We start from the raw sequence: 25,268 nt of genomic DNA, 5'->3' as shown, positions 1-25,268 counted from the left end.
ACGAGGAGAACTTCGATGAGATATCAGACTCAAAAGATCGCGATGACGTATTTCTACGGCGCGCTCGGTCTCTTCCTCGCCCAGGTGACGTTCGGCGTCCTGGCGGGCACCATCTACGTGCTGCCGAACACGCTCTCGGTGCTGTTGCCCTTCAACATCGTCCGGATGATCCACACCAACGCGTTGATCGTCTGGCTACTGATGGGCTTCATGGGCAGCACCTATTACCTCTTGCCGGAAGAAACAGAGACCGAACTCTTCAGCCCGAAGCTGGCGCTCGCCCAGTTCTGGCTGTTCCTCCTCGCGGCGGCCGCCGCCGTGGTCGGCTACCTCTTCCACATCCACGAAGGCCGCGAGTTCCTCGAACAACCCTTCCCGATCAAGGTGGCGATCGTCGTCGTCGCTCTGATGTTCCTCTTCAACGTCACCCTGACGGTTCTGAAGGGGCGCAAGACCGTCATCACCAACATCCTGGTCTTCGGCCTGTGGGGCGTGGCGATCTTCTTCCTCTTCTCGTTCTACAATCCGGGCAACCTGGCGCTCGACAAGATGTACTGGTGGTACGTCGTCCATCTGTGGGTCGAGGGCGTCTGGGAGCTGATCATGGCATCGATCCTCGCCTTCCTGATGATCAAGCTCAACGGTGTCGACCGGGAAGTCGTCGAGAAGTGGCTCTACGTGATCGTCGGCCTCGCCCTGTTCTCGGGCATCCTCGGCACCGGCCACCACTATTACTGGATCGGGGCACCCGGCTACTGGCAGTGGATCGGCTCGCTGTTCTCGACCCTCGAGGTGGCGCCGTTCTTCACCATGGTGGTCTTCTCCTTCGTGATGACGTGGAAGGCCGGCCGCCATCATCCCAATCGGGCGGCGCTGCTGTGGTCGCTCGGCTGCTCGGTGATGGCCTTCTTCGGCGCCGGCGTCTGGGGCTTCATGCACACCCTGTCGAGCGTGAACTACTACACGCACGGCACCCAGATGACGGCGGCCCACGGTCACCTCGCCTTCTTCGGCGCCTACGTGATGCTGAACCTCGCGGTGATGGCCTATGCGGTACCTGAGATCCGCAACCGCGCGCCCTTCAATCAGATGCTGTCGATGGTCAGCTTCTGGCTGATGGTGACCGCCATGTCGGTGATGACCTTCGCCCTGACCTTCGCCGGCGTGCTCCAGGCTTATCTGCAGCGCGTCCAGGGCGAGGCCTACATGAACGTCCAGGATCAGCTCGCGGTCTTCTACTGGATCCGCCTCGGTTCCGGCGTCTTCGTCGTCGCCGCCGCGCTGATGTTCGTCTGGGCGATCCTCGTCCCCGGTCGTGACCGCCGCCTCGCCCCCGGCGTCGCAATTCGGGCCGAGTGACGCCCCACGCCGCCGCTCCCCCCGCCCCGGAGGAGCGGCGGCGGCTCCTTCCCCCTGTGGCCGCGGCTCTCGTCCGCCCCCTCGATGCCGGCTCGGTGAGCCCCGGAGGATCCGATCGATGAACATGATGTCCGCCTCGATCCGCTCGGAGGTGCCGGCCTACAGCCCGTCCGACAACGAGTGTCGTCTGTTCGAACTCGCCTGGTCGAAACGCCTGCCGCTCCTCCTCAAGGGGCCGACCGGATGCGGCAAGACCCGCTTCGTGCGCCACATGGCGGCGCGTCTCGGTCTGCCGCTGACCACCGTCTCCTGCCACGACGATCTGGCGGCGGCTGATCTCACCGGCCGCTACCTCCTGAAGGGCGGCGATACCGTCTGGGTCGACGGGCCGCTCACCCGTGCGGTGAGACTGGGCGGCATCTGCTATCTCGACGAGGTGGTGGAGGCACGCAAGGACGTCGCCGTGGTGCTCCACCCTCTGACCGACGACCGTCGCGTGCTGCCGCTCGAGCGCACGGGCGAGGAACTGGCCGCGCCGCCGTCGTTCATGCTCGTCGTCTCCTACAACCCCGGCTACCAGAACCTGCTCAAGGCGCTGAAGCCCTCGACCCGTCAGCGCTTCGTCGCCATCGAATTCGACTTCCTGCCGCGCGAGCGCGAGATCGAGGTGGTGAGCGAAGAGAGCGGTCTCGCAGCCGATCGCGTCGCCCCGCTCGTCGATCTCGCCCGCCGCTTCCGCGCCCTCGACGGTCAGGACGTCGAGGAAGGGGTCTCGACGCGCCTCCTCGTCTATTGCGCCGGCCTCGTCGAGGCCGGAATGCCTCTGCGCGAGGCCGTCCGCGCCGCGATGATCGAACCCCTGACCGACGAGAAGGACGTTCGCGCCGCGCTGATCGAAGTCGCCGAAGCCGTTCTGCCCGCGAGGTGATCCCGTGCCGGCCTTTCTCGAACTCGAAGAGACCGTCGGGCGCTTCTGGCACCGCTTCGCCGGCAACACCCGCAGCTGGCCGCGCCACGCCGCAGCGGCGGTGACACTCGAGGAGGTCGGACCGGTCCTCGCCGTCTGCTTCCGCGCCTTCGGCGGCGAGGCGACGGTGCAACTGGTCTCGGCGCAGGCACGCACCTCGGCCCACCGGCTGCGGCTGCGCCAGTGGATCGGCCTCGGCGAGGAAAAGCTCGCGCAACCCTCTCGCGATCCCGCCGCGGTGAGATTGCCGCCGGTGCTCGATCTGTTGCCGCTCGCCGAGCTCAACCGCGATCTCTACGTCTGGCTCGCGGCCGCCATGGCGGTGATGCCGCTCGCGCCGATCTTCGAGGCCGATCCGTTGCGACGGGATCTCGCCGTGTTGGCGCATGCCGAGCGTCTCACCGCCGACGTCCTCGCCGCCTTCCCCGGTCTCGCGCTGCGCCATCGCCGGCTCTGCGCGGCACTGCTCGCCGAGCGGCGGCGCGGTTCACTGCCCCGCGTCGAAGCCGAGATCGAAGCACGCGTCGTGGCGCTGCTGATGCGCGGCGCCGATCTGCCCGACGATGCGTTCCGGGCGCCACTGCCGCAGGCCGCCCCGGCCGGCTATCTGCCGATGCTGCCGGTGCCGCTGTGGCCGGAACCCGAAATCTTCGCCGAAAGCCCGCGGCGCGGCGACGTCGACGACCCGGCCGCCACCGACGGACGCCAGACCGAGGATGGCGGCCGCCACGCGGCCCGCCGCGAGAGCACCGCGAAACGGCAGGAAGACCGTGCCCCCTTCATCCTCAACCGTTTCGAGAAGATCCTCTCGATGGCGGAGATGGTGGACGTCGACCGCCCCGGCGACGACGGCGACGAACACGATCCCGCCGGCGCCGACGAACTCGACGAGCTGACGCTCGGCGAGAAGAAGGGCCGACCGGCGTCGCGCTTCCGCTTCGACCTCGACCTGCCGCCCGAAGCCCTCGACGATGGGGCCCTCGTCGCGACGCTCACCTATCCCGAATGGGACTGGCGGCGCGGCGCCCTGATGAAGGATCACTGCCGGGTGGTCGCCGGACCGGCACTCGAGGCGGAGGTCGAAGCCACCCCCTCGCCCGCCACGGCGAAACTGGTACGCCGGGTGCGGCGTCAGTTCGAAATGCTCCGCCCGCGGCGCGAGCGGTTGCGCGCCCAGATCGACGGCGACGAACTCGATCTCGACTCGGTCGTGCGCCATCGCACCGATCTGGCCGCCGGCGGCGAGGGCTGCTCGCGCATCCACATGGCGAGCCGGCCGCTGCGCCACGAACTGGCGGTCGCGCTGCTCGTCGACGTCTCGCTGTCGACCGATGCCTGGTTCGACGATCTGCGCGTTCTCGACGTCGAGAAGGACGCTCTCGGGGTTCTGTCCGAGGGGCTCGCCGTCTGCGGCGATCGCCATGCGATCTTCACCTTCACCTCGCGTCGCCGCGACTGGGTGCGGGTGGAGACGGTAAAGGACTTCGACGAGCCGACGAGCCCGGCGGTGCGCCGACGCATCGCCGCATTGAAGCCGGGGTGGTACACGCGGATGGGCGCGGCCGTCCGCCATGCCTCCGCCCGTCTCGCCGAACGGCCCGAGCGCCATCGCCTGCTTCTGGTGCTGACCGACGGCAAGCCCAACGACGTCGACCATTACGAAGGTCGTTTCGCCCTTGAAGATTCCCGCCGTGCGGTGATCGAGGCGCGCCGCGACGGAGTGCGCGTCTTCGCCGTCACCATCGATCGCGACGCGAAGGCCTATGTCCCGGCGATCTTCGGCAACGCCGGCCACGCCGTGGTCCCGAGCATCGGCCGGCTGCCGGCGGCGCTGCCTGCGATCTACCGCACACTCGTCGGCTGATCCGGTCTTCGCCCAAACCCCGAAGCGACGACGAACCCCGCCCGACCTGGGTCGAGCGGGGTTCGCGCTTCGCGAGTGTCACGCCACCTTGGCGTGGCTGCGCCCGGTCTCGCCGAGATGGGCGTCGAAACAGGCGGCGGCGACCCGCACCAGAAAGCGGCGGTCGCCGCCGAGTTCGACCAAACCGTTCGTCAGCGTCACGATCCCGTCGGCGATCGCTCGGTCGAGCATTCGATTGTCGCCGACGAGGGTGTCGAGCGGGAAGCCGTGCGCCGCCGCGAGCCGGCCGAGATCCGCGCGGAAGTCGCACATCAACCGCTCGATCACGGCGGCCCGCAGCTTGTCCTCGGCCGTCAGCCGATACCCCTTGGCGGTGGCGAGCCGGCCGGAGGCGATCGCCTGGGCGTGCCGCCCGATCGGCACGTGGTTCTGGACGTAGCCTTCGGCGGTGCGTCCGATCGCCGACGCGCCGAGACCGATCAGGGTCTGGTGCGGATCGGTGGTGTAGCCCTGGAAGTTCCGCCGCAGCCGCCCGGTCGCCGCGGCGATCGCCAAGGCGTCGTCGGGCAGCGCGAAATGATCGAGACCGATGCGGCGATATCCCGCCGCCTCGAGCGTCTCGGCGATCGCCTCGGCCTGGGCGTGACGCGTCGCCGCGTCGGGCAGCGCTGCTTCGTCGATCAGCCGCTGATGCTTCTTGAACGAGGGCACGTGCGCATAACCGAAGACGGCGAAGCGCTCTGGCCGCATCGCCGCCGCGAGCCGCGCCGTCTCCACGGCGGACGCGACGGTCTGGTGGGGCAGCCCGTAGATCAGATCGAAGTTGAGGCCGCCGACGCCGGCGCGGCGCAGCCCCTCGACCGCCGCACGGGTCTGCTCGGGGCTCTGCTGCCGGTTGATCGCCGTCTGCACCACCGGATCGAAGCTCTGCACGCCGAGGCTGGCGCGTGTGACGCCCGCGCTTCCGAGCGCTCGGCACATCTCCGAGGACAGCCGGCGCGGGTCGATCTCGACGGCGATTTCAGCTCGGTCCGAAACGGCCGTGCTGCGACGCAGATGCGCCATGAGGCGCGAGAATTCGTGCGGCTGGACGATGGTCGGCGTGCCGCCACCGAAATGGATCGCTCCGACGGGAAGCGAATGCCCCGCCGCCGCCGTGACGAGGTCGATTTCGGCTTCGAGCATTGCCAGATAGTCGCGGATCGGCGCGTCTTCGAGCGTGATCGTGGTGTGGCACCCGCAGTACCAGCACATCGACCGGCAGAACGGCACGTGCAGATAGAGCGACACCGGCTCGCCTGCGGGAAGACGCGCCAGCCACTCGGCGTGGACGTCGGCACCGATGTCCGCCTCGAAGCGCGGCGCCGTCGGATAGCTCGTGTAGCGGGGAAGGCGGGCCTCTCCGTAAGTCTGGATGGGATCGACGGTCATGGCTCTCTCCTCGGCAGGTGGTCTCTCGGCGATCGCGTCGCTGCGACGTCCGGGATCGGCCGCCGCTCGTTCGCTCTTTCGTCGCGCGATTTCGTCGCCGGCTCTTTGTCGAAGCCCAAGCAACGCGACGATCGCGAGATCGCCGCCGGGCACCGGGTCATCGTCGCCGTATTTGTCCCCCGACAAGTACGCGCCGGCGTTGGGAGGCTAGGAGGGAGGGTGGCCAACGCTCGTCTCGACGGCCGCGATCAGAGAGGACCGTCATGCCCCCCGTTTCCGATACCGACCGCTTCGTCGACCTTCGCCTACTCGCGGCCGCCGACCGACCGCCGCGCCTCCTGGCCGTGCTGGAGGCGCTCGTCCCCGGCGACGAAGCGACGATCATCGTCGACCACGATCCGGTCTCCCTGCGCCGGCAGGTCGACATCGCCCACCCCGGGCGGTTCGACTGGCACCGGCTGGAAGACGGTCCCGACCTCTGGCGGACGGTCGCCCGGCGCCGACCCGCCACCACCTGCTGCGGCAGTTGCGGCGGCTGAGACGGGAGCGACCGGCGATGCACGGGGCGACCCTGTCACGTTGGACGATGAGCTGGTTCGGTGCCGCGATCGTGCTTCTGGTCGCGGCCGAAGCTCTGTTCGCCCTCGGCTTCGCCGATCCCGTCGCCGCGCCGCGCGGGGCGGAGACGCTCGCCGTCGTCCATCTCGTCACCGCCGGTTGGCTCGGACTGCTGACGATCGGCGCGGCGCTCCAATTCGTGCCGGTGCTCGCGGCCGGGCGGCTCCGGGCCGCCGCGGCTTCGCTGCCGTCGCTGATCCTCGCCCTCCTCGGCGATCTCGCGCTGGTCGGCGGCTTCGTCGCCCTCGGCCGCGGCGCGGCGGCGGCCCCTCACCTCCTCGCCGGCGGCGCGGCGCTGCTCGTCGCCGGCTACGGCGGCGGCGGGATGATGCTCGGGCTGACGCTGCGCGCCGCCCGACCGCTCGCCGCCGTCCCCCGCCTCGTCGGGCTCGGTCTCGTCGGTCTCGCCGCGACACTGGTCCTCGGCGCGGGACTGGCGAGCGGCCTCGCCGGCCTTCTGCCGCCTGATCCGGCCGGCCGGGTGGCCGATCTCCTGCCCTTCCACATCGTCTTCGGGCTCGGCGGCTGGCTGACGGCGACGGCGCTCGCCGTCTCCTATCGTCTGCTGCCGATGTTCCTGCTCGCGGCCGAACCGAGCGTCGGGCCGAAGCGCCTCCTCCGGCTCGCGATCTCGGCCTTCGTCCTCCTCGGCCTCGCCCTCGCCGCCGTCGCGGTCGGCGTCGACGCCCGCCTCGCCGCAGGCGCCTCCGCCATCGCCGCCGTCGCCGCGATCGCCGTCCACGGCCGCGATCTCGCCGCCATCGTGCGGGGCCGACGCCGCCGCGACATCGAGGCGAGCGGACGGGCGAGCCTTCTCGCCGTCCTGACGCTGTGGGCCGCCGTCGCGCTCGGGCTCGGGGCCGCCCTCCTCGGCGAGACGGCGCGGGTCGTCCCGACCGTGGTCCATCTCGCCGGCTTCGGCTGGCTCTCCGGCCTCGGCCTCGCCCAACTCGGCAAGATCGTGCCGTTTCTCACGTGGCTCGAATATTTCGGACCGGTGATGGGGCGTCGCCCGACGCCGCGCACACAGGACCTGTTGCCGTCGCGCCGCCTCGAGCCGTGGTACGTCGTCTTCCACGCCGGCGTCTGGATCGGCGCGGCGGCCCTTCTCGCCGAGGCCCCGGCGCTCTACCGTTTCGGAGCGCTGATGCAGGGCGTGGCGGTCGCCGCTCTTCTCGTCGTGTTCGCTCGCACCCGTCGCCTCGCCGGCGTCGCCGCCGAACATCTCCGCGAGGGGGTCGATCGACCCCGTCTCTTCGTCGCAACGATCGAGCCCGGGAGCAAGCCATGACTCTCTACAAGGACGTCGACGTCCGCACCCTTCTGCGCAAGGGCGGCGAGCCGTTCCGCCTCATCATGGCGGCGCTCGAGACGCTCGCGCCTGGACAGGGCCTGCGCATCCTCTCGACCTTCGAGCCGAAGCCGCTCTATCGGGTGATGTCCGAACGCGGATTCGACCACGCCGCCCGTCCGCTGACCGACGGCGACTGGGAAGTGACCTTCACGCCGTCCGCCTCGGTGCCTCCCGTCGCGGTATCGCGGGGAGGCGAAGACGCCACCGATTGGGCCGATCCGATCTTCCACCTCGATCTCTCGGCGCTCGAAGCGCCCGAGCCGATGGTCCGCATCCTCCGCCAGATCGACCTGATGGAACCCGACGAGGTTCTGTTCGCCGTGCTCGACCGCGAACCCGTCTTCCTCCTGCCCGAACTCGAACGGCGCGGCCATCGCTGGGTCTGCGCCGCCGACGAAGCGAGGACGACGTGGCGACTTCTGGTGCGGGTCGGCGAGGAGACGGTGTCGTGAGAAACGACGAGATCTCCCCGGCGCGTCGCGCCGACGACGCGCTTCGCACCCTGCTCGATCCGGAGACCGGCGTCGGCATCGTCGATCTCGGCCTGATCTATGCTCTCGACGTCGACGCCGCCGGCGTCGCCACGGTGGTGATGACCACCACCTCTCGCGGCTGCCCGGCCGCCGATCATCTCCGCGAGGCGGTCGCGATCCGCCTCGCCGCCGTCGAGGGCATCGGCCGGGTCGACGTGACCCTGACCTGGGATCCGCCGTGGACCCCCGACCGGATCGTCCGGCTGGATTGAGGCGACGACGGGAAGACGACCCGGACGTGCCGGCGCGGGCTGCGCGGCGCGCGGAAGGTCGCGAACGGATCGAGACCTTCCACGGCACACCGGTTCAACCGCGGCGCACCGTCGCCAGCATCGGCCCGTATTCGACGAGGAACAGGACGAAGGCGGCGACATGGGCCATGCCGGCGACTGCGTAGATCAGAGTCGCCGCCTCGGGGGCGAAATCGACCGCCGGGCGGACGACGGCCGCCACCAGCATCGCCGCGTAGGAGATCTGTGTCAGCGGCGAGGCGGTGAGCCTGCGTCCGGTGTGACCGCGGGTGGCGCGGGTCATCACCGCGAGCATCATGGTCGAGACGGCACCGACGGTCATGACATGGAGCGCGGCGACGTCGCCGACCAGACCGAGCCCGGCCGCCGCGATCCAGGCGAAGCCGAGCGGCACGAAGGCATAGGCGACGTGGAGAATGAAGAGCAGCCGCTCGGGGAAGGTCGCGAAGCCCCGCCAACGAGCGAGCCGGACCGCGTGAACGATCGCCGCGATCGCGGCGAGCCCGGTGGCGATGGGCCGCCCCGGCGCGACGCTCCAGGCGAGAAGGGCGAGAGCGGCGACGACGACGGCGACCCCGTCGAAACGGCCGAAGGGAACCGGCATGCGCTCGGCCCCGTGCTGGTTCAGCCAATTTCGGGTGAAACTCGGCACGATCCGTCCGCCGATGATGGTGATCATCACCACCAGCGCCGAGACGGCGAGACGCGACGGCGCGCCGCCGAAGCGCCCGGTCGTGGCCGACAGGTGGAAGCACAGATTCGCCAGCGCGAGCAGGATCAACAGACCGACGATCGGCAGGTTGTTCCACTTGCGTCCGGCGACGATCTCACGACCACACACCAGCGCGAGCACCGGCAGGAAGAGGCTGTCGATCACCAGCGAGGGCACGAGGCCGAGGACGTCGGGGGCGAGCATCACCAGGCGCCCCGCCGCCCACAGGCCCGACAGCGCCATCAGGGGCCGGCCGGAGACCGGCAGCCGGCCGGTCCAATTGGGCACGGCGGTCGACAGGAAGCCGGCGACGACCGCGGAAGAGAAGCCGAACAGCATCTCGTGGGCGTGCCAGGCGACGAAGCCGTAACCGCCGCCGACCGGCCACCCCAGGGTGAGAGCGCCGACCCACAGCGCGACGTCGACCACGGCGGCGATCGCGGCTCCCAGGAAGAACGGGCGAAAGCCGTAGGAGAACAGGGCGGGTCCGGTGCGGGCTAGCCCCCGGGGGATGCCGCCGCGGCGCGGTTTCGATCGATCCTCGCTCATGATGAGGTTCCTCTCTGGTGATCCGTCGTCGGATCTCCGTCGTGGACCCGGACCCCCGTCGGTTCTTTGTCGCAGCACAAGCACGCGAACGGCTGACCACGTCCGTGAGAACGCTCATTCCGGCTCCGCGACGCCACCACCATGCCGATCTTTGTTCCGGCACAAACAGGACGACCGCGACCGGGCCTAGAAGCTCGACCCAGAGACCGGCGAGGTCCCGAGAAAGAGACATGGAGAGGAGATCCACCATGGTCGAACACGTTCAGATGACTCGTCGCATGATGCTGGCCGGCGCGGCCCTGGTCGGCGCCGCCGCAGAGGTGCTCTCGATGGATCGGCCGGCACGGGCGGAAGGCGGAAACCTGAAGATCGATCCGGCCGCCGGAAACGCAGCGGTCGCTTCTCTGCCGCGCGAAAAGGTGGAGCTCGTCGCACCGCCCTTCGTCCACCCGCACACCCAGAAGGCCCAGGGCGGCCCCAAGGTGATCGAGTTCACGCTCACCATCGAGGAGAAGAAACTCGTTCTCGACGACAAGGGCGCCGAGATTTACGCCATGACCTTCAACGGGTCGAACCCCGGGCCGCTCATGGTCGTCCATCAGGACGACTACGTCGAGCTCACTCTGGTCAACCCGGCTACCAACACGATGGCCCACAACATCGATTTTCATGCCGCCACCGGCGCTCTCGGAGGCGGCGCGTTGACCCTGGTCGATCCGGGACAGAAGACGGTCCTGCGCTTCAAGGCGACGCGTCCGGGCGTCTTCGTCTATCACTGCGCCCCTCCCGGTATGGTGGCGTGGCACGTCACCTCCGGCATGAACGGCGCCATCATGGTGTTGCCGCGCGAGGGACTCACCGACGGCCACGGCAAGTCGTTGACCTACGACCGTGTCTATTATGTCGGCGAACAGGACTTCTACGTCCCCAAGGACGAGAAGGGGAACTACAAGAAATACGCCGACGCGGGCGAGGCCTACAACGACACCGTCGAGGCGATGCGCACGCTGACCCCGAGCCACGTCGTCTTCAACGGCGCCGTCGGCGCCCTGACCGGCGACAAGGCGATGAAGGCGAAAGTCGGCGAGCGGGTGTTGATCATCCATTCGCAGGCCAATCGCGACACCCGTCCGCATCTGATCGGCGGCCACGGCGACTACGTCTGGCCGGGCGGCAAGTTCGCCAACGCCCCCTACCTCGATCAGGAGACCTGGTTCGTCCCCGGTGGGTCGGCCGGCGCCGCGCTCTACACGTTCCGCCAGCCCGGGGTCTATGCCTACGTCAACCACAACCTCATCGAGGCCTTCGAACTGGGTGCGGCCGCGCACTTCACGGTGACCGGCGACTGGAACGACGACCTGATGACGTCGGTCCTGCAGCCGACCTCGGCCTGACGAAGCGAGGGGCCGCGCGACGTCGCGGCCCCTCCATCTCGGCGCGTCCGCCGTCTCGTGGAGTCCGTCATGTCGACCGTTCGTCGCGACGCTTCCGTCTCTCTCGCCTCGCTGCTGCTGCCGATCGGGATTCTCTGCGTCCTCACGGTGGCGACGATCGTCGTGGTCGTCGGGGACGGGCGCGACCGGACGGCGATCGCCGCTCCGACTGTGATCACCGTGCCGCCGCATGTCTTTCGCTATCGGCCTTCGGGCGAATACCACCGCTTCGGCATCGTCGTGGACGCACCCGAGACCGAAACGCGGCTCGACAGCCCGATGACCATCACGAAATACCAGATCACCGCCGCCGAATACGATCGCTGCGTCGCCGATCGGGCCTGCAAGCCGCGCGAAGGTGCCGGGGCCGACACGGACACCCGGATCCCCGCGACCGGGATCGACCACGACGACGCCGCGCACTATGCCGACTGGCTCGGGCGACGTACGCGGACGGCCTGGCGCCTGCCGACCGATCGCGAGCTCGCCGCCGCCGCCGGCTCGAAGTTTCCCGACGATGCCCTCGGCATCGATCCGGAGGCGCGCAACCCGGCCCTGCGCTGGCTCGCCGACTACCGCCGTGAAGCCGAGCGGAAGGCCCCCCGCGATCCGCGCCCGCACCCGATCGGATCCTTCGGCGAAAGCGAGTGGGGGCTCGCCGACTTCGGCGGCAACGTGTGGGAGTGGACGGCGACATGCAATCGTCGCGTCGACCTCGACGCGACCGGCGCGCAGGCGGGGGTTTCGGAGAGTTGCGGTATCTACGTCGCCTCGGGTCGGCATCGGGCGCCGCTGTCGTCGTTCATCCGCGAACCGAAGTCGGGCGGGTGCTCGGTCGGTACCCCGCCCGACAATCTCGGCTTCCGCCTCGTCCGCGAAGACGGCTTTTTCACCCGACTCGCCTTTGCCGTGACGCCCCGTCGACCCTAGATTGGCGAACGTGAAGGGGAGATCCGGCGCGATGGCTCCTCGCGTGCGGCCCCCCCGGTGGTCGAACGGAGAAAGGACGGTGATCGTGGCGATCGATCGGACGGTCATCAAGTCCTTCGCGTTGTTCGACAGTCTGGCCGACGACGAACTCGATCGCCTGCTCGCGCATGCCGTGCCACGCCGCGTGCCGCTCGGCGGGGCCGTGTTCGAACAGGGCGCTCCGGCCGATCACTTCTTTCTGCTTCTCAACGGCCATCTCAAGGTGACGCAGGTCACGGAAGACGGCCAGCAGATCATCGTCCGGGTGGTCCACCCCGGCGACCTCTTCGGCTTCGCCGAGGCGCTGCGCCGTCCGGATTATCCCGGCAGCGCGATCGCCGCCGCGGAAAGTCTGGTGCTGAGCTGGCCGAACGACCTGTGGCCGCGCTTCGTCGAGAAGAGCCCCGGTCTGGCCGTCAGCACCATGCAGGCGATCGGTCAGCGTCTCGAAGAGGCCCACACCCGGATCAGAGAGATGTCGACCCAAGAAGTGGAGCGCCGCGTCGCCCAGGTCGTGCTCCGGCTGGCCAAGAAGGCCGGTCGATCCGAGGCGGGTGGCATTCGCATCGACTTCCCGATTTCCCGCCAGGACATCGCCGAGATGACCGGCACGACGTTGCACACCGTCTCGCGCATCCTCAGCGCCTGGGAAACCGAGGGCCTCGTCGAAGGGGGCCGGCAGAAGCTCAAGGTGACGAATCTCGCGGGGCTCACCGAAATTCTCGCGCGAGCGAAGCGCTGAGGCGGTCGCGAGACGCAGGCACGTCACTTGCCGCGCCGAAGGAGGCGGCACGAGCGTACCGGTCACAAGCGGAGCTCCTCATACGACTCGATGAAGAGCCGGCGTCCGCCGTTGCGCGAGACCGAAGCGTGACGCGCTACCGTCGAAGAGCCCCAGCCGAGTGATCGGAAGATGGGGTCACGTCAGGATCCGACCACGAGCGTGTCTGCGGACGCCTCGGACTTCACGGGTCCGATTGACCATCGAAAGTATGGAATATATATGTTTCGTATGTTCGATGAGATCGGAAGAGAGCCATGGGGATCGTGAAGATCGACGACGAGCTGCACGAGGACGTGCGTCGGGCCAGCGCGGTGATGTGCCGGTCCATCAATGCCCAGGCCGAGTTCTGGATGAAGATCGGCATGCTCGCCGAAGCTCATCCGACCCTGTCCTTCAACGACATCGTCAAGCGGCAATATGCGCTGGCCGAGGTGCGTCTCGACGGCGCGGCGGCAGCCTGAGATGGTCAAGTCCTCCGACGAACTCGCGATGATGCGGATATCCGGCCGTCTGTTGGCATCGGTCTTCGAGATGCTGGACGGGATCGACCTCGCCGGTCGATCGACTCTCGAGGTCGACGCTCTGGTCGAGCGTTTCATCACCGTCGATCTCGCCGCGCGTCCCGCCAGCAAGGGACAATACGGCTTCGCCCATGTTCTGAACTGCTCGATCAATCACGTCGTCTGTCACGGCGTGCCCGACGCGAGCGAGATCATTCGCGACGGCGACATCATCAACCTCGACATCACCCTCGAGAAGAACGGCTTCATCGCCGATTCCAGCAAGACCTACGTCGTCGGCGACGCTTCCCCGGCGGCTCGGCGACTGGTGCGGGTCGCCTGCGAGGCGATGTGGAAGGGGATCGGGCAAGTGCGCCCCGGCGCTCACCTGGGCGACATCGGCCACGCGATCGAACGCCACGCCAAGCGGAACGGATGTTCGGTGGTTCGGGAATATTGCGGTCACGGCATAGGACGGGAGATGCACGAGGAGCCGCAGGTGCTCAACTTCGGCCGCCCGGGGACGGGATTGGAGTTGCGCGAGGGTATGGTCTTCACCATCGAGCCGATGGTCAATCAGGGCACCCGCCGGGTCTGGACGGCGAGCGACGGCTGGACGGTGACGACCGACGACCACAAGCTCTCCGCCCAGTTCGAGCACACGGTCGCCGTCACCGGGACCGGCGTCGAAGTATTGACCTTGCGTCGCGATGAGGTGCCGATGCCTGAAGCGAAAGTGTGACGGTACTGATCGCTGGGACTTTATGGCGTGCGAGAAAAATATTGGCATTTCTTGCGACGGCCCTTCGTCAGGGATGTGAACCTGCAGCTACGGCCCGGACAGACCTTTACAAGGCCTGCTTCCTGCCTCAGCGCCAAGCGCCGCCAACGGGATCCCAACGCCCCCGGGCACCTTCTGGGAAGCTCAAGCTGGCGATGATCGGTCCGAAGAAGCGTCGGAGTTCTTCCAGCAACTGCGGGAAAGGGGGCGGCTCCATCGTTGGTGGCGTTCGGCGTAGAAATCCCGTCCAGAGGCCGCGTTCCTCCACGATCGCAACAAAGGGGCCGGTCAGGCCGATGGGCATCTCTGCTGGGATGGTCGTCTCGCGACGCTTCAGCGTGCCGCCGACTGCCTCGACGACACTGGCCAGGTCGAACGGGAAGGTGCGTGTGGTGACCCAGATGTCGTGGAAGTCCTTGATGCGACCATTGGCCTCGCCGAAACGGATGATTGCCTCGAACTTCTCGGCGACCACGGTCTCGGGTGGGTACATGAGTATGTTGACCTCCGGGAGACCCGGCAGCAAGGCCGGGAAGGTTTCCCGCTTTGGCGCGGGATACACGTAGTCACCGAAGCCGATGTCGATCAACACGGTGATCACCGCGCCGGCTAGGCCGGCTTTCATGCTCAGCCGCGCGCCCTGATACTTGTCGGCTTCGCGTACCGGCTCGACCTTCAACGTAGTCGGGTCGAACAGGATGCCATCGTCCGGCAGCTCCACCTGACAGATGCGGGCGAACAACTCCTTCAATGCCTCGGGGGTGGGGTCGCCTTTGCCGAGGAGGTCGAGGTCGCCAGTTGGCCGGAAAACATGCTCTGGCCAAGTGACGAACAGCATGGCGCCTTTCAGCACATAGCGCTCGGTGGCCTCCGTCTGGCTGAGGCGGAATAGCAACCGCTCAATGGCGTAGCGCGTCAGGATCCGCTGAAAGTCGTCGCCATTCGTTTTGGCGAGGGCAAACAGACGCGCGCGGATCGACGAGGCGGGATCCTTGATGACCTTGGTCTTCATTGCACCGCCTTGATGAATGGCCCCATCCGACCGGCCACCCGATCGATGGCGGCAAACCGCATGAGCTCACTCGCAGTCGTCTTCCGCTGTCTCAAGGCATCGCGCAGGGCCTCTATCGCGACGTCCTCGCCTACATGGCGGCGGTATTTGAAGCAATCGGCGACGGTCTTGGCGACACCGTAGATCGGCACCGGAACCCCTTCGATCGAAATTTGTTCGATCCCCGCCGTCAGGGCTTCGCCCGTGGCTCGGACGATTTCGAGTTGGAGGCTCCTCGCTTTCGGCGTCCGGTCCTTGTGCGGAATGGTTATCCAGACGGCGTGCGGGAGCTGGGTCGTCAGTTCGTGGTGGCGGAGCGCACTGATGAGGCTGATGATGCCGTTGGGCACCAGCCGCGCTGCCTCTGCCAGGTTGTGCTCGATGTGCTCCCCGGCACGGTCGGGACTCTGGTAGAGTCCGCGTTCGAGACGAACCAGGTCGCCGGCGTCGATCAGGCGCTTGAGATAGACCAGCGGGATGCCGGCCGCCTTGAAGTCCCGCGCACGCGCAATGCCTCGAGCCCGGGTCAGATCGAGGGCACGTTCGCGATAACTCGTATGGCGATGGGTCATCATGTTATCTATTGTCGGCAGAAAATATAAATTGTCAACAAAAGACAACTGTTGAGAATTTTCCATCGACGTCATATATTCCATATGACCATGACAAATTCCAGCCCTCTCACCGAACTCACGCCCAAACACGTCCGGGCGGCCCGCGCCCTGCTGGCATGGTCGCAACAGGATCTCGCCAAGGCAGCAGGTGTTGGAACCTCCACCGTCGCCGATTTCGAGCGCGGCTCGCGCAAGCCCGTTGCCAACAATGCCCAGGCCATCCGTGCTGCCCTAGAAGGTGCGGGCATTCGTTTTCTGCCCACGGGCGCCGTGATCGGCCCCTCCATACCGCCATTCGCCCGCGCGGATGTTGCAACCACCCCGGTTCGCTGGGTCAGCGCCCAAGACCTTTCGGATTGGGCCGACCGCACCGACGGTCCGGTCAGTCTGCCAACACTGCTGGCCAAGCTGGTCCAAGCGGCACTCGACCCCAGCATCGAGCTGCGTTTCCCATCTGACGAAGGAGTTCGTCATCCAGGGTGGGACGGCATTACGACCGCTGCCAGAGGCAATGCCTATGTCCCAAAGGGTCGTGCCGGGTGGGAGCTCGGCGTCCAACGCCGCAACATCCAACAGAAGGCGACTGAGGACTACGAGAAGCGGACGGCTGCCCCGACTCCGCTCGATCCCGCCACCTCCACCTACATTTTCGTCACCCTGCGTCATTGGCCTCAAAAGGATGCCTGGGCCAAAGCCCGTGAAGCGGAGGGCCCGTGGCGCGAAGTTCGGGTCTATGACGCAGATGATCTGGTGCATTGGGTCGAGCAGCATCCGGCTGTCGGTCTCTGGATCGCGGCTCGCCTCAACAAGCGGCCACTCGGGACGCGAGAGCTCGACGAGGTTTGGGAGGAGTGGTCGCTCGCCACCGAATGGCGGCTGACCGAGGACCTCGTGCTCGCCGACCGGAGTGAGGACTCGGCCGAGGTCCTCCGCTGGCTGCGCGGCAAACCGTCCGTCCTTTCCCTGCAGACGACCACGTCCGACGAGGTAGCGGCGTTCCTCCACGCCACACTGCGTGAGCTGCCGGACGATCTCGCGGCAGCCTATCGTGCCCGCACACTGGTGATGACGACGGCGGAGGCGGCTCGGGCACTGGGTAACGCGCCGGCGCCCCTGATCCTGCTTCTCACCGAACCTGAGCCGGGGCTCGCTCGCGCCCTCGCAGAGCGGGGCCACTTCGTGCTCCAAGCCTATGACGAGCGCATGATCGGACGTGGCGAGGTCAGAACGCTGGCGCGCCCTTCGCGGGAGGGCATCGCCGCTGCCCTCGAAGCAGCCGGCATGGCCGAACCGCGGGCGAATGCGCTGGCTCGCGACAGCGCGCGCAATCTCGCCGTCCTCCGTCGGTTGATCCCAGGTGCGCCCGGGCGCCTGCCTTGGTGGGCGGAAGCGAAACCGCCGAGGGCGCTGCTGGCGGCGCTGCTCGCCGGCGGCTGGGTGGAGACCTCCGAGGGTGACCGAGCGCGCCTCGCCGAACTTGCTGACCAGTCTTACGACGCCATCATCGCCGATCTGGCGCCACTCGTGGGCTCCTTCGATAGCCCGTTGCAAAAGGTTGGGACGGCGTGGCGCGTCGCCTCGCCGTCGGATGCTTGGATTCTGCTGGCCCACCATCTGACGCGGGCTGATCTCGACCGCTTCGAAAGTGTCGCCCAAGCGGTTCTAGGTGCATCCGATCCACGCTTCGACATGGAGCCAGACAACCGCTGGATGGCTGAAATCCACGGCGTGCGGGCGGACCATTCGGGCCTGCTGCGGCACGGAGTAGGCCAAGTGTTGATCCTGCTGGCGCTCTGGGGGGACAGGATCCGCACGGCGGCAGACGCGCCGCAACGTGCGGCCGCGATCGTCGCGCGCCTGCTCCGTGGCGCCGATGCGCGGCGCTGGTGGTCCCTGTCCGGCGACTTCCGGCTGCTCGCCGAGGCTTCACCCGATGCCTTCCTCGCTGCCATCGAAGACAGTCTCGACCAGAACGATCCGCCCATCGGCGCCTTATTCGGCCATGACGACGGTGGGATCCTCGGGACGGAGCACCTGTCCGACCTCATGTGGGCACTCGAATCCCTCGCTTGGTCGCCCGATTGGATGCCACGCGTGACTCACGTCTTGGCACGTCTCGACGCCATCGATGTCAAGCCGCGCAAATTCGTCAACGGGCCGATGAACAGCCTGCGGGAGGTTCACCTCCTCTGGAGCCCTCAGACCTACGCCACGCAGGAGCAGCGCATCCGCGCGCTCGACCTGATCCGCAAACGGGAGCCGGCCACGGCGTGGAAGCTGATGCTCGGCATACTGCCGAGCGGCCGTGATACCTCGTCCCCGTCGCCCCTACCGCGCTGGCGCGACTTCAGTGTCGACAATCCAGAGGCGGTGACCTGGAACCTGATCGGTCGGGGCGCGGCGAAGATCAGCGAACGGCTGGTCGCCGACGTCGGCCTCGACCCTCAGCGATGGTCGGCGCTGCTCGACAGGCTTGGCGACCTTTCCCCCGATCCGGAGCCGGCGCTTGCTGCGCTCGAGGCGGCTGAATCCATGATCACGGGCGCTGCCGATCGCGCCGCTTTCTGGGAAAAGCTTCGGCGAGTCCTGCACCACCATCGACAGTTTCCCGACGCCGATTGGTCCCTGAAGGAGGGCGTGTTGCAACGGCTGGAGGCGATCTACGAGCGCTTCACGCCCTTGGATCCGCTAACGCGCGCGGCTTGGCTCTTTGAAGACTCTGCTGCCTTGCCCAGGGCAACGACCGATGGTTGGGAAGCCGAGCGGCGCGAGGTTGAAGCTGCCCGCGAGGGGGCGGCTCGCACTCTTTTCACGGACGGGGGCATTCCGGCGGTTCTCGGTCTGGCTCGACTGGTCGACAGCGCCGGGTATGTCGGTAAGGCGCTCTACGATAGCGGTCTTTCGGCTTCCGACCTGGAGGCTCTGATCGAAGCGGCGGCCCGCAGCGCCGACGCGCACGAGCGCGACGTTGCCCACGGCCTCATCTTCTCGGCGTTCCGAGACCGCAAGGAGACTTGGGCGGAGGCGCTGATTGCACGAGCGCAGGCGGAGTCCTGGGGCGATGATGCAGTGATGACGATCCTGCGGGCCCTGCCAATCGGTCGGTGGACCTGGGACCAAGTCGAGAAAATCGGTGGTGAGACGTTGGCGACCTACTGGCGCCGTGCTCCGGTTCTTTGGATGGATGGAGACAGTAGCGACATTGCCTACTCCATCCGCCAGTTGATCGATGCGGGTCGGGCCCGTCACGCTCTGGCGCTCGCTGGTCGCGGCGACAAGAAGGGGCTTCTGCCGTCGGCAGTGCTGCTGGAGGTGCTGGAGCAGGCCGTGCGCCAACCAAGCGAGAACCCGGCGGATGGCAACGAGGCAACCATGCTCCAGCACTACGTCGCCGAAACGCTCACGGACCTGGACGCCCGCAGTGATGTCGACCGTGATGCCCTCGCGATTCTCGAATGGAAATACCTGAGTGTCCTCGAGTACTCGCGCCGCCCGGCGAAGATCCTGCTGTCGGTCCTTTCGGAGCAGCCGAAATTGTTCATCGAAATGCTCAGCGCCGTTTACAAGGCCAGCGCAGAAAGCGGGATCGAGGAAGCCGAGCCGTCCGATCCAGAACAGGCGCGTCTGGTGGCGGACCAAGCTTACCGACTATTCGAGCTCTGGGACCACATCCCGGGTCGACGTGATGACGGAACCATCGACGTTAGGGTACTGGAGGACTGGATCAAAGAGGCACGCAGCCTAGCCAAGGCGGCCGGTCGCGAGGATATCGCCGACAGCAAGATCGGTCAGATGCTATCCGCTTCGCCCGAGGGCGCGGACGGGAACTGGCCGGCGGAGCCCGTGCGAGAGGCGCTCGACCTTTTTCGAAGCAAACCCATGCTGGAAGGATTCCGCGTCGGCAAGGCAAACCGGCGCGGTATTACGACTCGCATGCCGGGTGACGGCGGCAATTTGGAGCGAGGCGAGGCAGCGAAATACAGGGGCTGGGCCAAGGCAATTGCATTCGAACATCCGCACACGGCCAAGGCGCTGAGTGACCTCGCTGACAGCTATGAGCGGCAGGCCAAGCGGGAAGACGAGGACGCCGAGCGGCGCGACTGGTCCTATTGAAAGTGCGAAAGCAACATTAAGATGATTTCGACGCCAAATGACATGATATGGTCGCCATTGAACCTACCCTGCTGCCATTCGCTCACTAGCCAAACGTCGCGATGGCCACAAATACGTGTTCAAGGTCCCGAGTTCCGCTCATTTGTAGGTGAGTGCTCAAGTACCACCCTTTGTCGCCGCCGGGGGCTCTTTCACGTCATGAAGCCCGTGACCGGCATCGGTGGTGATTCCTGCCGCGACGCTCATAGCGACCAGTGCATCGAGCGTGAAACGGTCAATTTTGCCGTTCATCAGATCGGCGACCCGTGACGGCGGCAGTCCGAACAATGCTGCTGCATCCGATCGGTCGAGGCCCCGCTCCTCGATGTAACGGCGCAGTTCGATCATGACGGCCGACTGCAACTTCATGGCCGCGGCTTCCCGCGGCGTATCGGTGACTGCGTCCCAGACACTTTCGAAGCGTTTTCCAGTCATCGGAGGCTCACTCGTCGACCCTGTCTCAAGACAATATTGGTGTCGATCAACCGGGGCATCGGGACATCGCCGACGTGCCGTTGTCCCTCGCGCGGGTAAGCTCGAGGTCGCCGTCGACGAGCGGCGCCCGGCGCAACGAGGCCAGGATGCCGCCGGTTCGGAGCGGTTGGGCGCGTGCATCGACGGCGTCGGCCATGGCGGTGTCCCAACTCGGTCCCGACAGGAGATCGTCGACGAAGGTCTGGCGACCGGAGAGCAGAACATCGTAATCGGCGGCCGAAAGGACGACGGCCGCGCGCACGCTGCTCTTGGTCACCACCTGGGGACCCTCTGACCGGGCCAGCCGGACGATCTTCGAGAAGTGGTTCTTCGCATCCTGCAAGGGCCAGTACATGGACACCTCTTGGCTGGACCGGCTGGCCGGATCGTAGCGCGTTTCGGATCGGGTCGTCACGCGAGACCGAAAGGACCGAAGCGGCCGACGGCGAGCGGGTCGAGCGACCATCGCTGTTTTCGGACCATGTCGCCATCGATCGTCCACGGTCTCTCGGCCACTCCGATCACCCGACTGTCCATGCCCGAAACCGTCCGCGGCCCGTCGTCTCGCGCAGGTCGAGGTCCTTCACCAGATCGAGGGCGGCCCGGGGCGTGACGGCGAGCGCCTCGGCGATCATGCCGGCCGAGACCAGCGGCCGTGAGATCACCAAATCGATCAGCTCCGGCAGCCGGGAGGTGGAACGGCGGCCGGCGAGCTTGCGCTGCAGCAGCGTGCGGGCGGTGAGCCAACGGTCATGTTGCTTCATCCCCTCCTCCGCGGCGGCGGTGATGGCGTCGAGCTCGGCGACGAGACGCACCGACGCGTCGCGGTGCCGGCGCCGTTCGCGCGGCACCGCCTTGGCGCCCTCGGCGAGGCAGGGCAGATGGGCGCGAGCCTTGCCGCGCTCCCGCAGAAGGGCGGCGGCGAGCAGGCGGCCGAGGCCGGGGGCGCGCTGCAGCGGCTCGATCGCAGTCCATGCCGTGTGGGCGATCGCGGCGGCGAGGGTCGGCGGCAGGTCGCGGGTCCGATCGACGGCGTTGCGCCACTCGGTGAGACGCGCCTCTTCGTCCCAGTCGAGGTCGTAGACGAGTGGGTCACGATCTCGGTGCGGCGGTGGGCGCGATGCCTCGCCGGCGAGGGCACGGTTCGAACGGGCGATCGCCGCGTCGACCGCCGCGAAGGCGTCGGCCAGGGCCTGGCCGCCGGCGTCCGCGTCGAACCCAGCGGCATTCGGTCCGCCTTCGTCGTCCTCGTCCCCGAAGCGGAGGTCCGGTTCATGCCCCGCATTTAGGGTGAGCCCCTCGTCTCCGGCGGTCCGTCCGCGTAAAATCGCGATCCCGGCGTCGGACAGGGCCCAGTCGGGTTCGGCGCCGGCGATGCGGCGGCGCTCTCCCAGCACGGCGTGCGCCCGGGTGAGTTCGTGGGTGGGTGCACGCACGTCGAGACGGGCGTCGTGCAGCACCAAGTCTTCGAGGACGACGAGTTCGCCGTCGAGCCAGAGCGCGGCGGCGGCGTCGCCGAAATGGGTCCTGGCGATCCAGCCGTCGCGGATCGGGCTCGTCCGCAGACGCTCGTCGAGCCGAGCCAGCGCGTCTTCGGCGCGGGCCAGCGGTCGCGCCAGCAGGGGCCAAGGGAGCGGGTCGGGAAGGCGGGTTCGCGAGGAGGTCATCGTGGGCCTGCGAGGGGAGGGCGGTTTGTGACGGCTGCCGCGGACTTTCCGAGTACCGGGACGGAAATCCCCGTCGGTACAGAGGGATAGTGGCGACTCACTGAAATCGAAGAGCGAAAATCGCGTGCCGGTTTTTCGCCAAGCGCTGCAAATTGAAATCGTTGAGTGAAAGCGACAGAGCGACGGCGCGAGACGGGCCCAGGGAAGGGCGTCGAGACGGAGGGGAAGCGATCGCATCATATTGGAGAACATGGTGAATGATCAATTAACGGAAGTGAAGTCGGTATTTGCTTCCAGCACCCGGACAGGCGCCGGCGGATGAGTATCACCATCGATAAGTACCTCTTATCGATTGGGAGCCGTCCGGGGCGCATTCTTCGGAGGATCCGATAGTGGCGTGGAGGATGGCCTGAAGCGCGCCTCCGAACGGTGCGCGATGTCCGGGCGTGACTCTCCATTCGTGGAAGAGAGGCGAAGCAGAGCGTTCATGGGCTCGTCCATGTATCCCCTCGGAATTGCGCGATCTCGGGCGGACCGGTTCGGCGACTTCGCTTCAGGCTCCGCCTACGTTCGCCGATCCGCACGTCGAGCGCGTCGTCGACGCGTCCATGGGCGTCGAGGACCATCGACCCGTCGAGGCCCGGCGATCGCCACGAGAGGCTCGGTTCGTACGGCGACGACGGCGTCTTTCGGCGATACGATCGACGCAGCGCACGATGACCTACTCCGCCGCCACTCCTGCGTCATCCCGCCTCACCCTGAAATTCCACCGGGAGACGATCCGAAACCGTTCGGCCATGATCGGCGTAGGCCGAATGTCGTCGCCAAATGGGGTGTCGGGCGGATGCGTGGCCGTCCGAACGGCGCTGCAAGGCGGCGGCGGTCGGCGTCACGCGCCGAGAGGTGGGAAATGCTCGGAGAGGGGCGATGCTGAGGCGCAGTTTTCTCGCCGGAGTCGTGACCCTGGCCCTCGCCGGCTGCGCGAAGGAGAGCCCGCCGCGAGCTCTGCTCTATCGGTTGACGATCACGGTCGACACGCCGGAAGGGCAGAAAGTCGGGTCGAGCGTCGCTCGGCTCTGGATCGGCTTCGGCGACGGTCCACTCGGCGGCATGGGAGCGGCGATCTTCTTCAACCTGAAGGGTGCGGCCACCGTCGTCGACCTCGGCCCGCGGGGCTATCTCCTCTGCCTGCTCTGGCGAGATGAACTCCGGAGAGGCAGCACCGGTCAGGAGGGGCTTCTGGTTCCGTTCGCCGCCCGTCCTTATCGGGATAGGAACATGAAGATGCCGCAGGCGATCGACGCCGTCGTCGAAGCGCGACCGAAGGTGTCGATCCCGCTGAAGAGCCTGCCGGCGCTGGTGCGCTTCCGCGATCCGAGCCAGCCGTCGACGGCGGAGTGGATCGATCCCGCCAATCTCGACGCGGTCTTCGGGCCCGGCGTGGCGATCGCGCGGGTGGACTACGAGATTCTGGGCAAGCCGCCGATGAAGCCCGGAGCCAAGCTGACCGACGAGATCGAGGTGCCGGAGATAACCGCTTCTGTCGCCCGCCTTCAGGCGGTGATCCCTTGGATCAGGCTCCCAAAAGAGAAGATCGCCGAGATGGTCAAAGGAAGCGATCTCGACCCATATTCCAAGAATTTCTATCCTGGAAGAGGCGTGATAGCGCGCTACTACATATCAGGAGTTGGCGATGAGCACTGAGTATACGACGTATGAGAAGCTCATACTCGCCATCGCTTCGATGGATGCGTATAATCGAGGCCTTGCGCCAAGCGTGCAACTCGACGCAACCAATATCGGTCCTCTCAAATTCACGAAAAGTTCCGCCGACTTGGGGATCGGCAATCTCGCCACCGACGGGTTCGCCGCCGTCGCCTATACGGTGTCGGGAACTGGCACCAGCCTCGACGGCAAGACGATCATCGCCTATCGCGGCACCGACAACCCCACCTTGGCCACCGACCCCGTGAAGGGGGCGAGCGACATTCTGACGGGATGGATCGCGGCTCTGGGCGAGCCGAATGCCCAGACGCAGTTGGCTTTCGACTTCTATCAGGCCGTGACGAACCAGTCGGTCTGGGCGGACACGACGCCGAGCAACGTCGTTCTCACCGGCCATTCGCCCGGCGGAGGGTTGGCCGAATACGTCGGGACGACCGGGCAATCGACGCGAGGGGCGACCGATCGCGGTCCCCAAGGAGGCTGCCCTGTCCTCCACGGCCATGATGGTCGTGTGCAGCCTCGGCGGTGCGTTCGATGGCGTGTGGCTGAAAGAACATGCAATCGTCCGTCATATTTCCGGCCGATGATGATGCCGAGACGCGTCGGGGGAAGAGCGAGGTGATGATGGAGGATCGCGATACCGTCCCGAACCTCATGAGCGCGGACACCGCGCGCAACCGCTCCCCCATCGCTCGTCGGAATGGGGGGGTGCTTTGCCTGTTCGCCGCGTCCCGTGCTGCGGCCCGAAGGGTCCACGTGGCGGCTGCGATCGGCGTGATCGCTTCGATTGCCGTGGCGCCGCTCGCCGAGAATGCCGTCGCCGCGTCGTCCGGTCCCGGTGTGACCACGGAGAAGAGGCCGGCCTTGAAGGTCCGACGACGGGCCTACGAAGCGCTCTCTCCAGCGGAACAGGTCGCCAGCCGCAATGCTGCTTGGTTCAAGGTCGAGCCGGACCGAAACGTTCCGGCCGAGAAATGGGATTCCCCCTACTGCACGAAGTGGGACGACGCCTGCACGCGCTGTACACGCGATCGAGCCACCGACCGGCCGCAATGCGTGCCGATCGAACCGAGCAGTGATGTGGGATCCTGCGAACGCAAGCTCATCGCATGTCAAGACAGCGATGAATTTGCACTTATGACCGTATGTTCGAGCTCCCTTGGCATTCGGTGGAGGGAAGAGAGAAATCTCAATGGCGCAGCAGGTTGCGATTATTCCGGGGCCATCGATCCGAAACGCGGGACCTTGAGAAAGAAAGTATATTTCGAGTGCCAAGAAGTACGAGCCATACAACTGAATAATCTTGCTCGCCCGGAAAATGTTCCTGGACGGCTAGGCTATCACGTGCGCGACGACGGGGTTGTGGGTCTGGCCTTCGATCCGACCAAACCGAGACGGGGGCAACCGGACATCTGGTGCAGATCGCCGCAGCGCTACGACGGCGGCTGGGTGATCGATCGGTGGAGGCCGGGGTTTTGAA

Annotated in this window: 21 protein-coding genes and 2 pseudogenes; 16 read left to right on the top strand and 7 right to left on the bottom strand. The window is 66.9% G+C overall.

Features of this window, described 5'->3' with window-relative positions:
- Positions 1-15: 15 nt before the first annotated feature.
- The 3 genes from J3S89_RS15230 to J3S89_RS15220 all read left to right on the top strand — a co-directional run bounded on the left by J3S89_RS15230 (position 16) and on the right by J3S89_RS15220 (position 4,190).
- Positions 16-1,359 carry a cbb3-type cytochrome c oxidase subunit I gene (locus J3S89_RS15230; RefSeq protein ID WP_217928553.1) on the top strand — a complete coding sequence of 448 codons (1,344 nt, stop codon included), beginning with the start codon at positions 16-18 and terminating at the stop codon, positions 1,357-1,359.
- Positions 1,360-1,477: 118 nt separating this feature from the next.
- The gene (locus J3S89_RS15225; RefSeq protein ID WP_420801309.1) at positions 1,478-2,287 is read left to right on the top strand and encodes a CbbQ/NirQ/NorQ/GpvN family protein; all 810 of its coding nucleotides are present in this window, start codon (positions 1,478-1,480) and stop codon (positions 2,285-2,287) included.
- A 4-nt stretch (positions 2,288-2,291) separates the two neighbouring features.
- Positions 2,292-4,190, top strand: coding sequence for a nitric oxide reductase activation protein NorD (locus J3S89_RS15220; RefSeq protein WP_217928552.1), 1,899 nt, complete (start codon positions 2,292-2,294; stop codon positions 4,188-4,190).
- A gap of 78 nt (positions 4,191-4,268) precedes the next feature.
- Here J3S89_RS15220 and hemN read toward each other — a convergent pair whose 3' ends face one another.
- Entirely contained in the window at positions 4,269-5,621 is a 1,353-nt protein-coding gene (gene hemN / locus J3S89_RS15215) for an oxygen-independent coproporphyrinogen III oxidase (protein ID WP_217928551.1), read from the bottom strand.
- Between the two features lie 263 nt (positions 5,622-5,884).
- Between hemN and J3S89_RS15210 the strand changes: the two genes are divergently transcribed.
- From J3S89_RS15210 to J3S89_RS15195, 4 genes are read left to right on the top strand one after another with little or no spacing between them, the layout of a single operon-like run.
- Positions 5,885-6,160, top strand: coding sequence for a DUF2249 domain-containing protein (locus tag J3S89_RS15210; protein WP_217928550.1), 276 nt, complete (start codon positions 5,885-5,887; stop codon positions 6,158-6,160).
- Positions 6,161-6,177: 17 nt separating this feature from the next.
- Positions 6,178-7,530 carry a hypothetical protein gene (locus tag J3S89_RS15205; RefSeq protein WP_217928549.1) on the top strand — a complete coding sequence of 451 codons (1,353 nt, stop codon included), beginning with the start codon at positions 6,178-6,180 and terminating at the stop codon, positions 7,528-7,530.
- Positions 7,527-8,045, top strand: coding sequence for a DUF2249 domain-containing protein (locus tag J3S89_RS15200; protein ID WP_217928548.1), 519 nt, complete (start codon positions 7,527-7,529; stop codon positions 8,043-8,045). The genes J3S89_RS15205 and J3S89_RS15200 overlap by 4 nt, the downstream gene beginning before the upstream one ends.
- Positions 8,042-8,338, top strand: coding sequence for a metal-sulfur cluster assembly factor (locus tag J3S89_RS15195; protein ID WP_217928546.1), 297 nt, complete (start codon positions 8,042-8,044; stop codon positions 8,336-8,338). Before J3S89_RS15200 ends, J3S89_RS15195 begins: the two co-directional genes overlap by 4 nt.
- 94 nt (positions 8,339-8,432) lie before the next feature.
- On the opposite strand, the gene J3S89_RS15190 is transcribed toward J3S89_RS15195, so the two are convergent.
- Positions 8,433-9,638, bottom strand: coding sequence for an NnrS family protein (locus tag J3S89_RS15190; RefSeq protein WP_217928544.1), 1,206 nt, complete (start codon positions 9,636-9,638; stop codon positions 8,433-8,435).
- Between the two features lie 395 nt (positions 9,639-10,033).
- Here J3S89_RS15190 and nirK point away from each other — a divergent pair.
- The 5 genes and pseudogenes from nirK to map all read left to right on the top strand — a co-directional run.
- A pseudogene (nirK, locus tag J3S89_RS15185) lies at positions 10,034-11,032 on the top strand (copper-containing nitrite reductase); the annotation flags it as partial.
- A gap of 69 nt (positions 11,033-11,101) precedes the next feature.
- The gene (locus tag J3S89_RS15180; RefSeq protein ID WP_217928540.1) at positions 11,102-12,001 is read left to right on the top strand and encodes an SUMF1/EgtB/PvdO family nonheme iron enzyme; all 900 of its coding nucleotides are present in this window, start codon (positions 11,102-11,104) and stop codon (positions 11,999-12,001) included.
- A gap of 31 nt (positions 12,002-12,032) precedes the next feature.
- Positions 12,033-12,782 (top strand): Crp/Fnr family transcriptional regulator, encoded by a 750-nt coding sequence (locus J3S89_RS15175; RefSeq protein WP_420801310.1) that lies wholly within the window; start codon positions 12,033-12,035, stop codon positions 12,780-12,782.
- 296 nt (positions 12,783-13,078) lie between these two features.
- A complete protein-coding gene (locus J3S89_RS15170; RefSeq protein WP_217928538.1) occupies positions 13,079-13,285 on the top strand; it encodes a ParD-like family protein in 207 nt (68 codons plus the stop codon).
- A 1-nt stretch (position 13,286) separates the two neighbouring features.
- Complete coding sequence (gene map, locus J3S89_RS15165) at positions 13,287-14,066, top strand: type I methionyl aminopeptidase (protein WP_217928537.1); 780 nt, start codon at positions 13,287-13,289, stop codon at positions 14,064-14,066.
- Between the two features lie 127 nt (positions 14,067-14,193).
- Here map and J3S89_RS15160 read toward each other — a convergent pair whose 3' ends face one another.
- A complete protein-coding gene (locus tag J3S89_RS15160) occupies positions 14,194-15,117 on the bottom strand; it encodes a nucleotidyl transferase AbiEii/AbiGii toxin family protein (RefSeq protein ID WP_217928536.1) in 924 nt (307 codons plus the stop codon).
- A complete protein-coding gene (locus tag J3S89_RS15155; protein WP_217928535.1) occupies positions 15,114-15,731 on the bottom strand; it encodes a type IV toxin-antitoxin system AbiEi family antitoxin domain-containing protein in 618 nt (205 codons plus the stop codon). The genes J3S89_RS15160 and J3S89_RS15155 overlap by 4 nt, the downstream gene beginning before the upstream one ends.
- A 48-nt stretch (positions 15,732-15,779) precedes the next feature.
- Between J3S89_RS15155 and J3S89_RS15150 the strand changes: the two genes are divergently transcribed.
- Entirely contained in the window at positions 15,780-19,883 is a 4,104-nt protein-coding gene (locus J3S89_RS15150) for a helix-turn-helix domain-containing protein (RefSeq protein WP_230489035.1), read from the top strand.
- A gap of 156 nt (positions 19,884-20,039) precedes the next feature.
- Here J3S89_RS15150 and J3S89_RS15145 read toward each other — a convergent pair whose 3' ends face one another.
- The 3 genes and pseudogenes from J3S89_RS15145 to J3S89_RS15135 all read right to left on the bottom strand — a co-directional run bounded on the left by J3S89_RS15145 (position 20,040) and on the right by J3S89_RS15135 (position 22,063).
- Positions 20,040-20,357 carry a helix-turn-helix domain-containing protein gene (locus J3S89_RS15145; RefSeq protein WP_217928534.1) on the bottom strand — a complete coding sequence of 106 codons (318 nt, stop codon included), beginning with the start codon at positions 20,355-20,357 and terminating at the stop codon, positions 20,040-20,042.
- A 166-nt stretch (positions 20,358-20,523) separates the two neighbouring features.
- Positions 20,524-20,751, bottom strand: a pseudogene (locus J3S89_RS23185) (type II toxin-antitoxin system Phd/YefM family antitoxin); the annotation flags it as partial.
- A 166-nt stretch (positions 20,752-20,917) separates the two neighbouring features.
- Positions 20,918-22,063, bottom strand: a complete 1,146-nt coding sequence (locus tag J3S89_RS15135; protein WP_217928572.1) for an RHE_PE00001 family protein — start codon at positions 22,061-22,063, stop codon at positions 20,918-20,920.
- A gap of 957 nt (positions 22,064-23,020) precedes the next feature.
- Between J3S89_RS15135 and J3S89_RS15130 the strand changes: the two genes are divergently transcribed.
- Genes J3S89_RS15130 through J3S89_RS15120 form a run of 3 tightly spaced genes read left to right on the top strand, consistent with a single transcriptional unit; the run spans position 23,021 to position 25,267 of the window.
- Positions 23,021-23,767, top strand: a complete 747-nt coding sequence (locus tag J3S89_RS15130; RefSeq protein ID WP_217928531.1) for a hypothetical protein — start codon at positions 23,021-23,023, stop codon at positions 23,765-23,767.
- Positions 23,757-24,410, top strand: a complete 654-nt coding sequence (locus J3S89_RS15125; RefSeq protein WP_217928530.1) for an alpha/beta hydrolase family protein — start codon at positions 23,757-23,759, stop codon at positions 24,408-24,410. Before J3S89_RS15130 ends, J3S89_RS15125 begins: the two co-directional genes overlap by 11 nt.
- Entirely contained in the window at positions 24,410-25,267 is an 858-nt protein-coding gene (locus J3S89_RS15120; RefSeq protein ID WP_217928529.1) for a hypothetical protein, read from the top strand. Before J3S89_RS15125 ends, J3S89_RS15120 begins: the two co-directional genes overlap by 1 nt.
- Position 25,268 lies beyond the last annotated feature (1 nt).

This window comes from Pinisolibacter aquiterrae (assembly GCF_019160155.1).
Taxonomy (GTDB): domain Bacteria; phylum Pseudomonadota; class Alphaproteobacteria; order Rhizobiales; family Ancalomicrobiaceae; genus Pinisolibacter; species Pinisolibacter aquiterrae.
The sequence above is the reverse complement of the archived record's forward strand: the minus strand, read 5'-3'. Positions and strand labels throughout refer to the sequence as shown.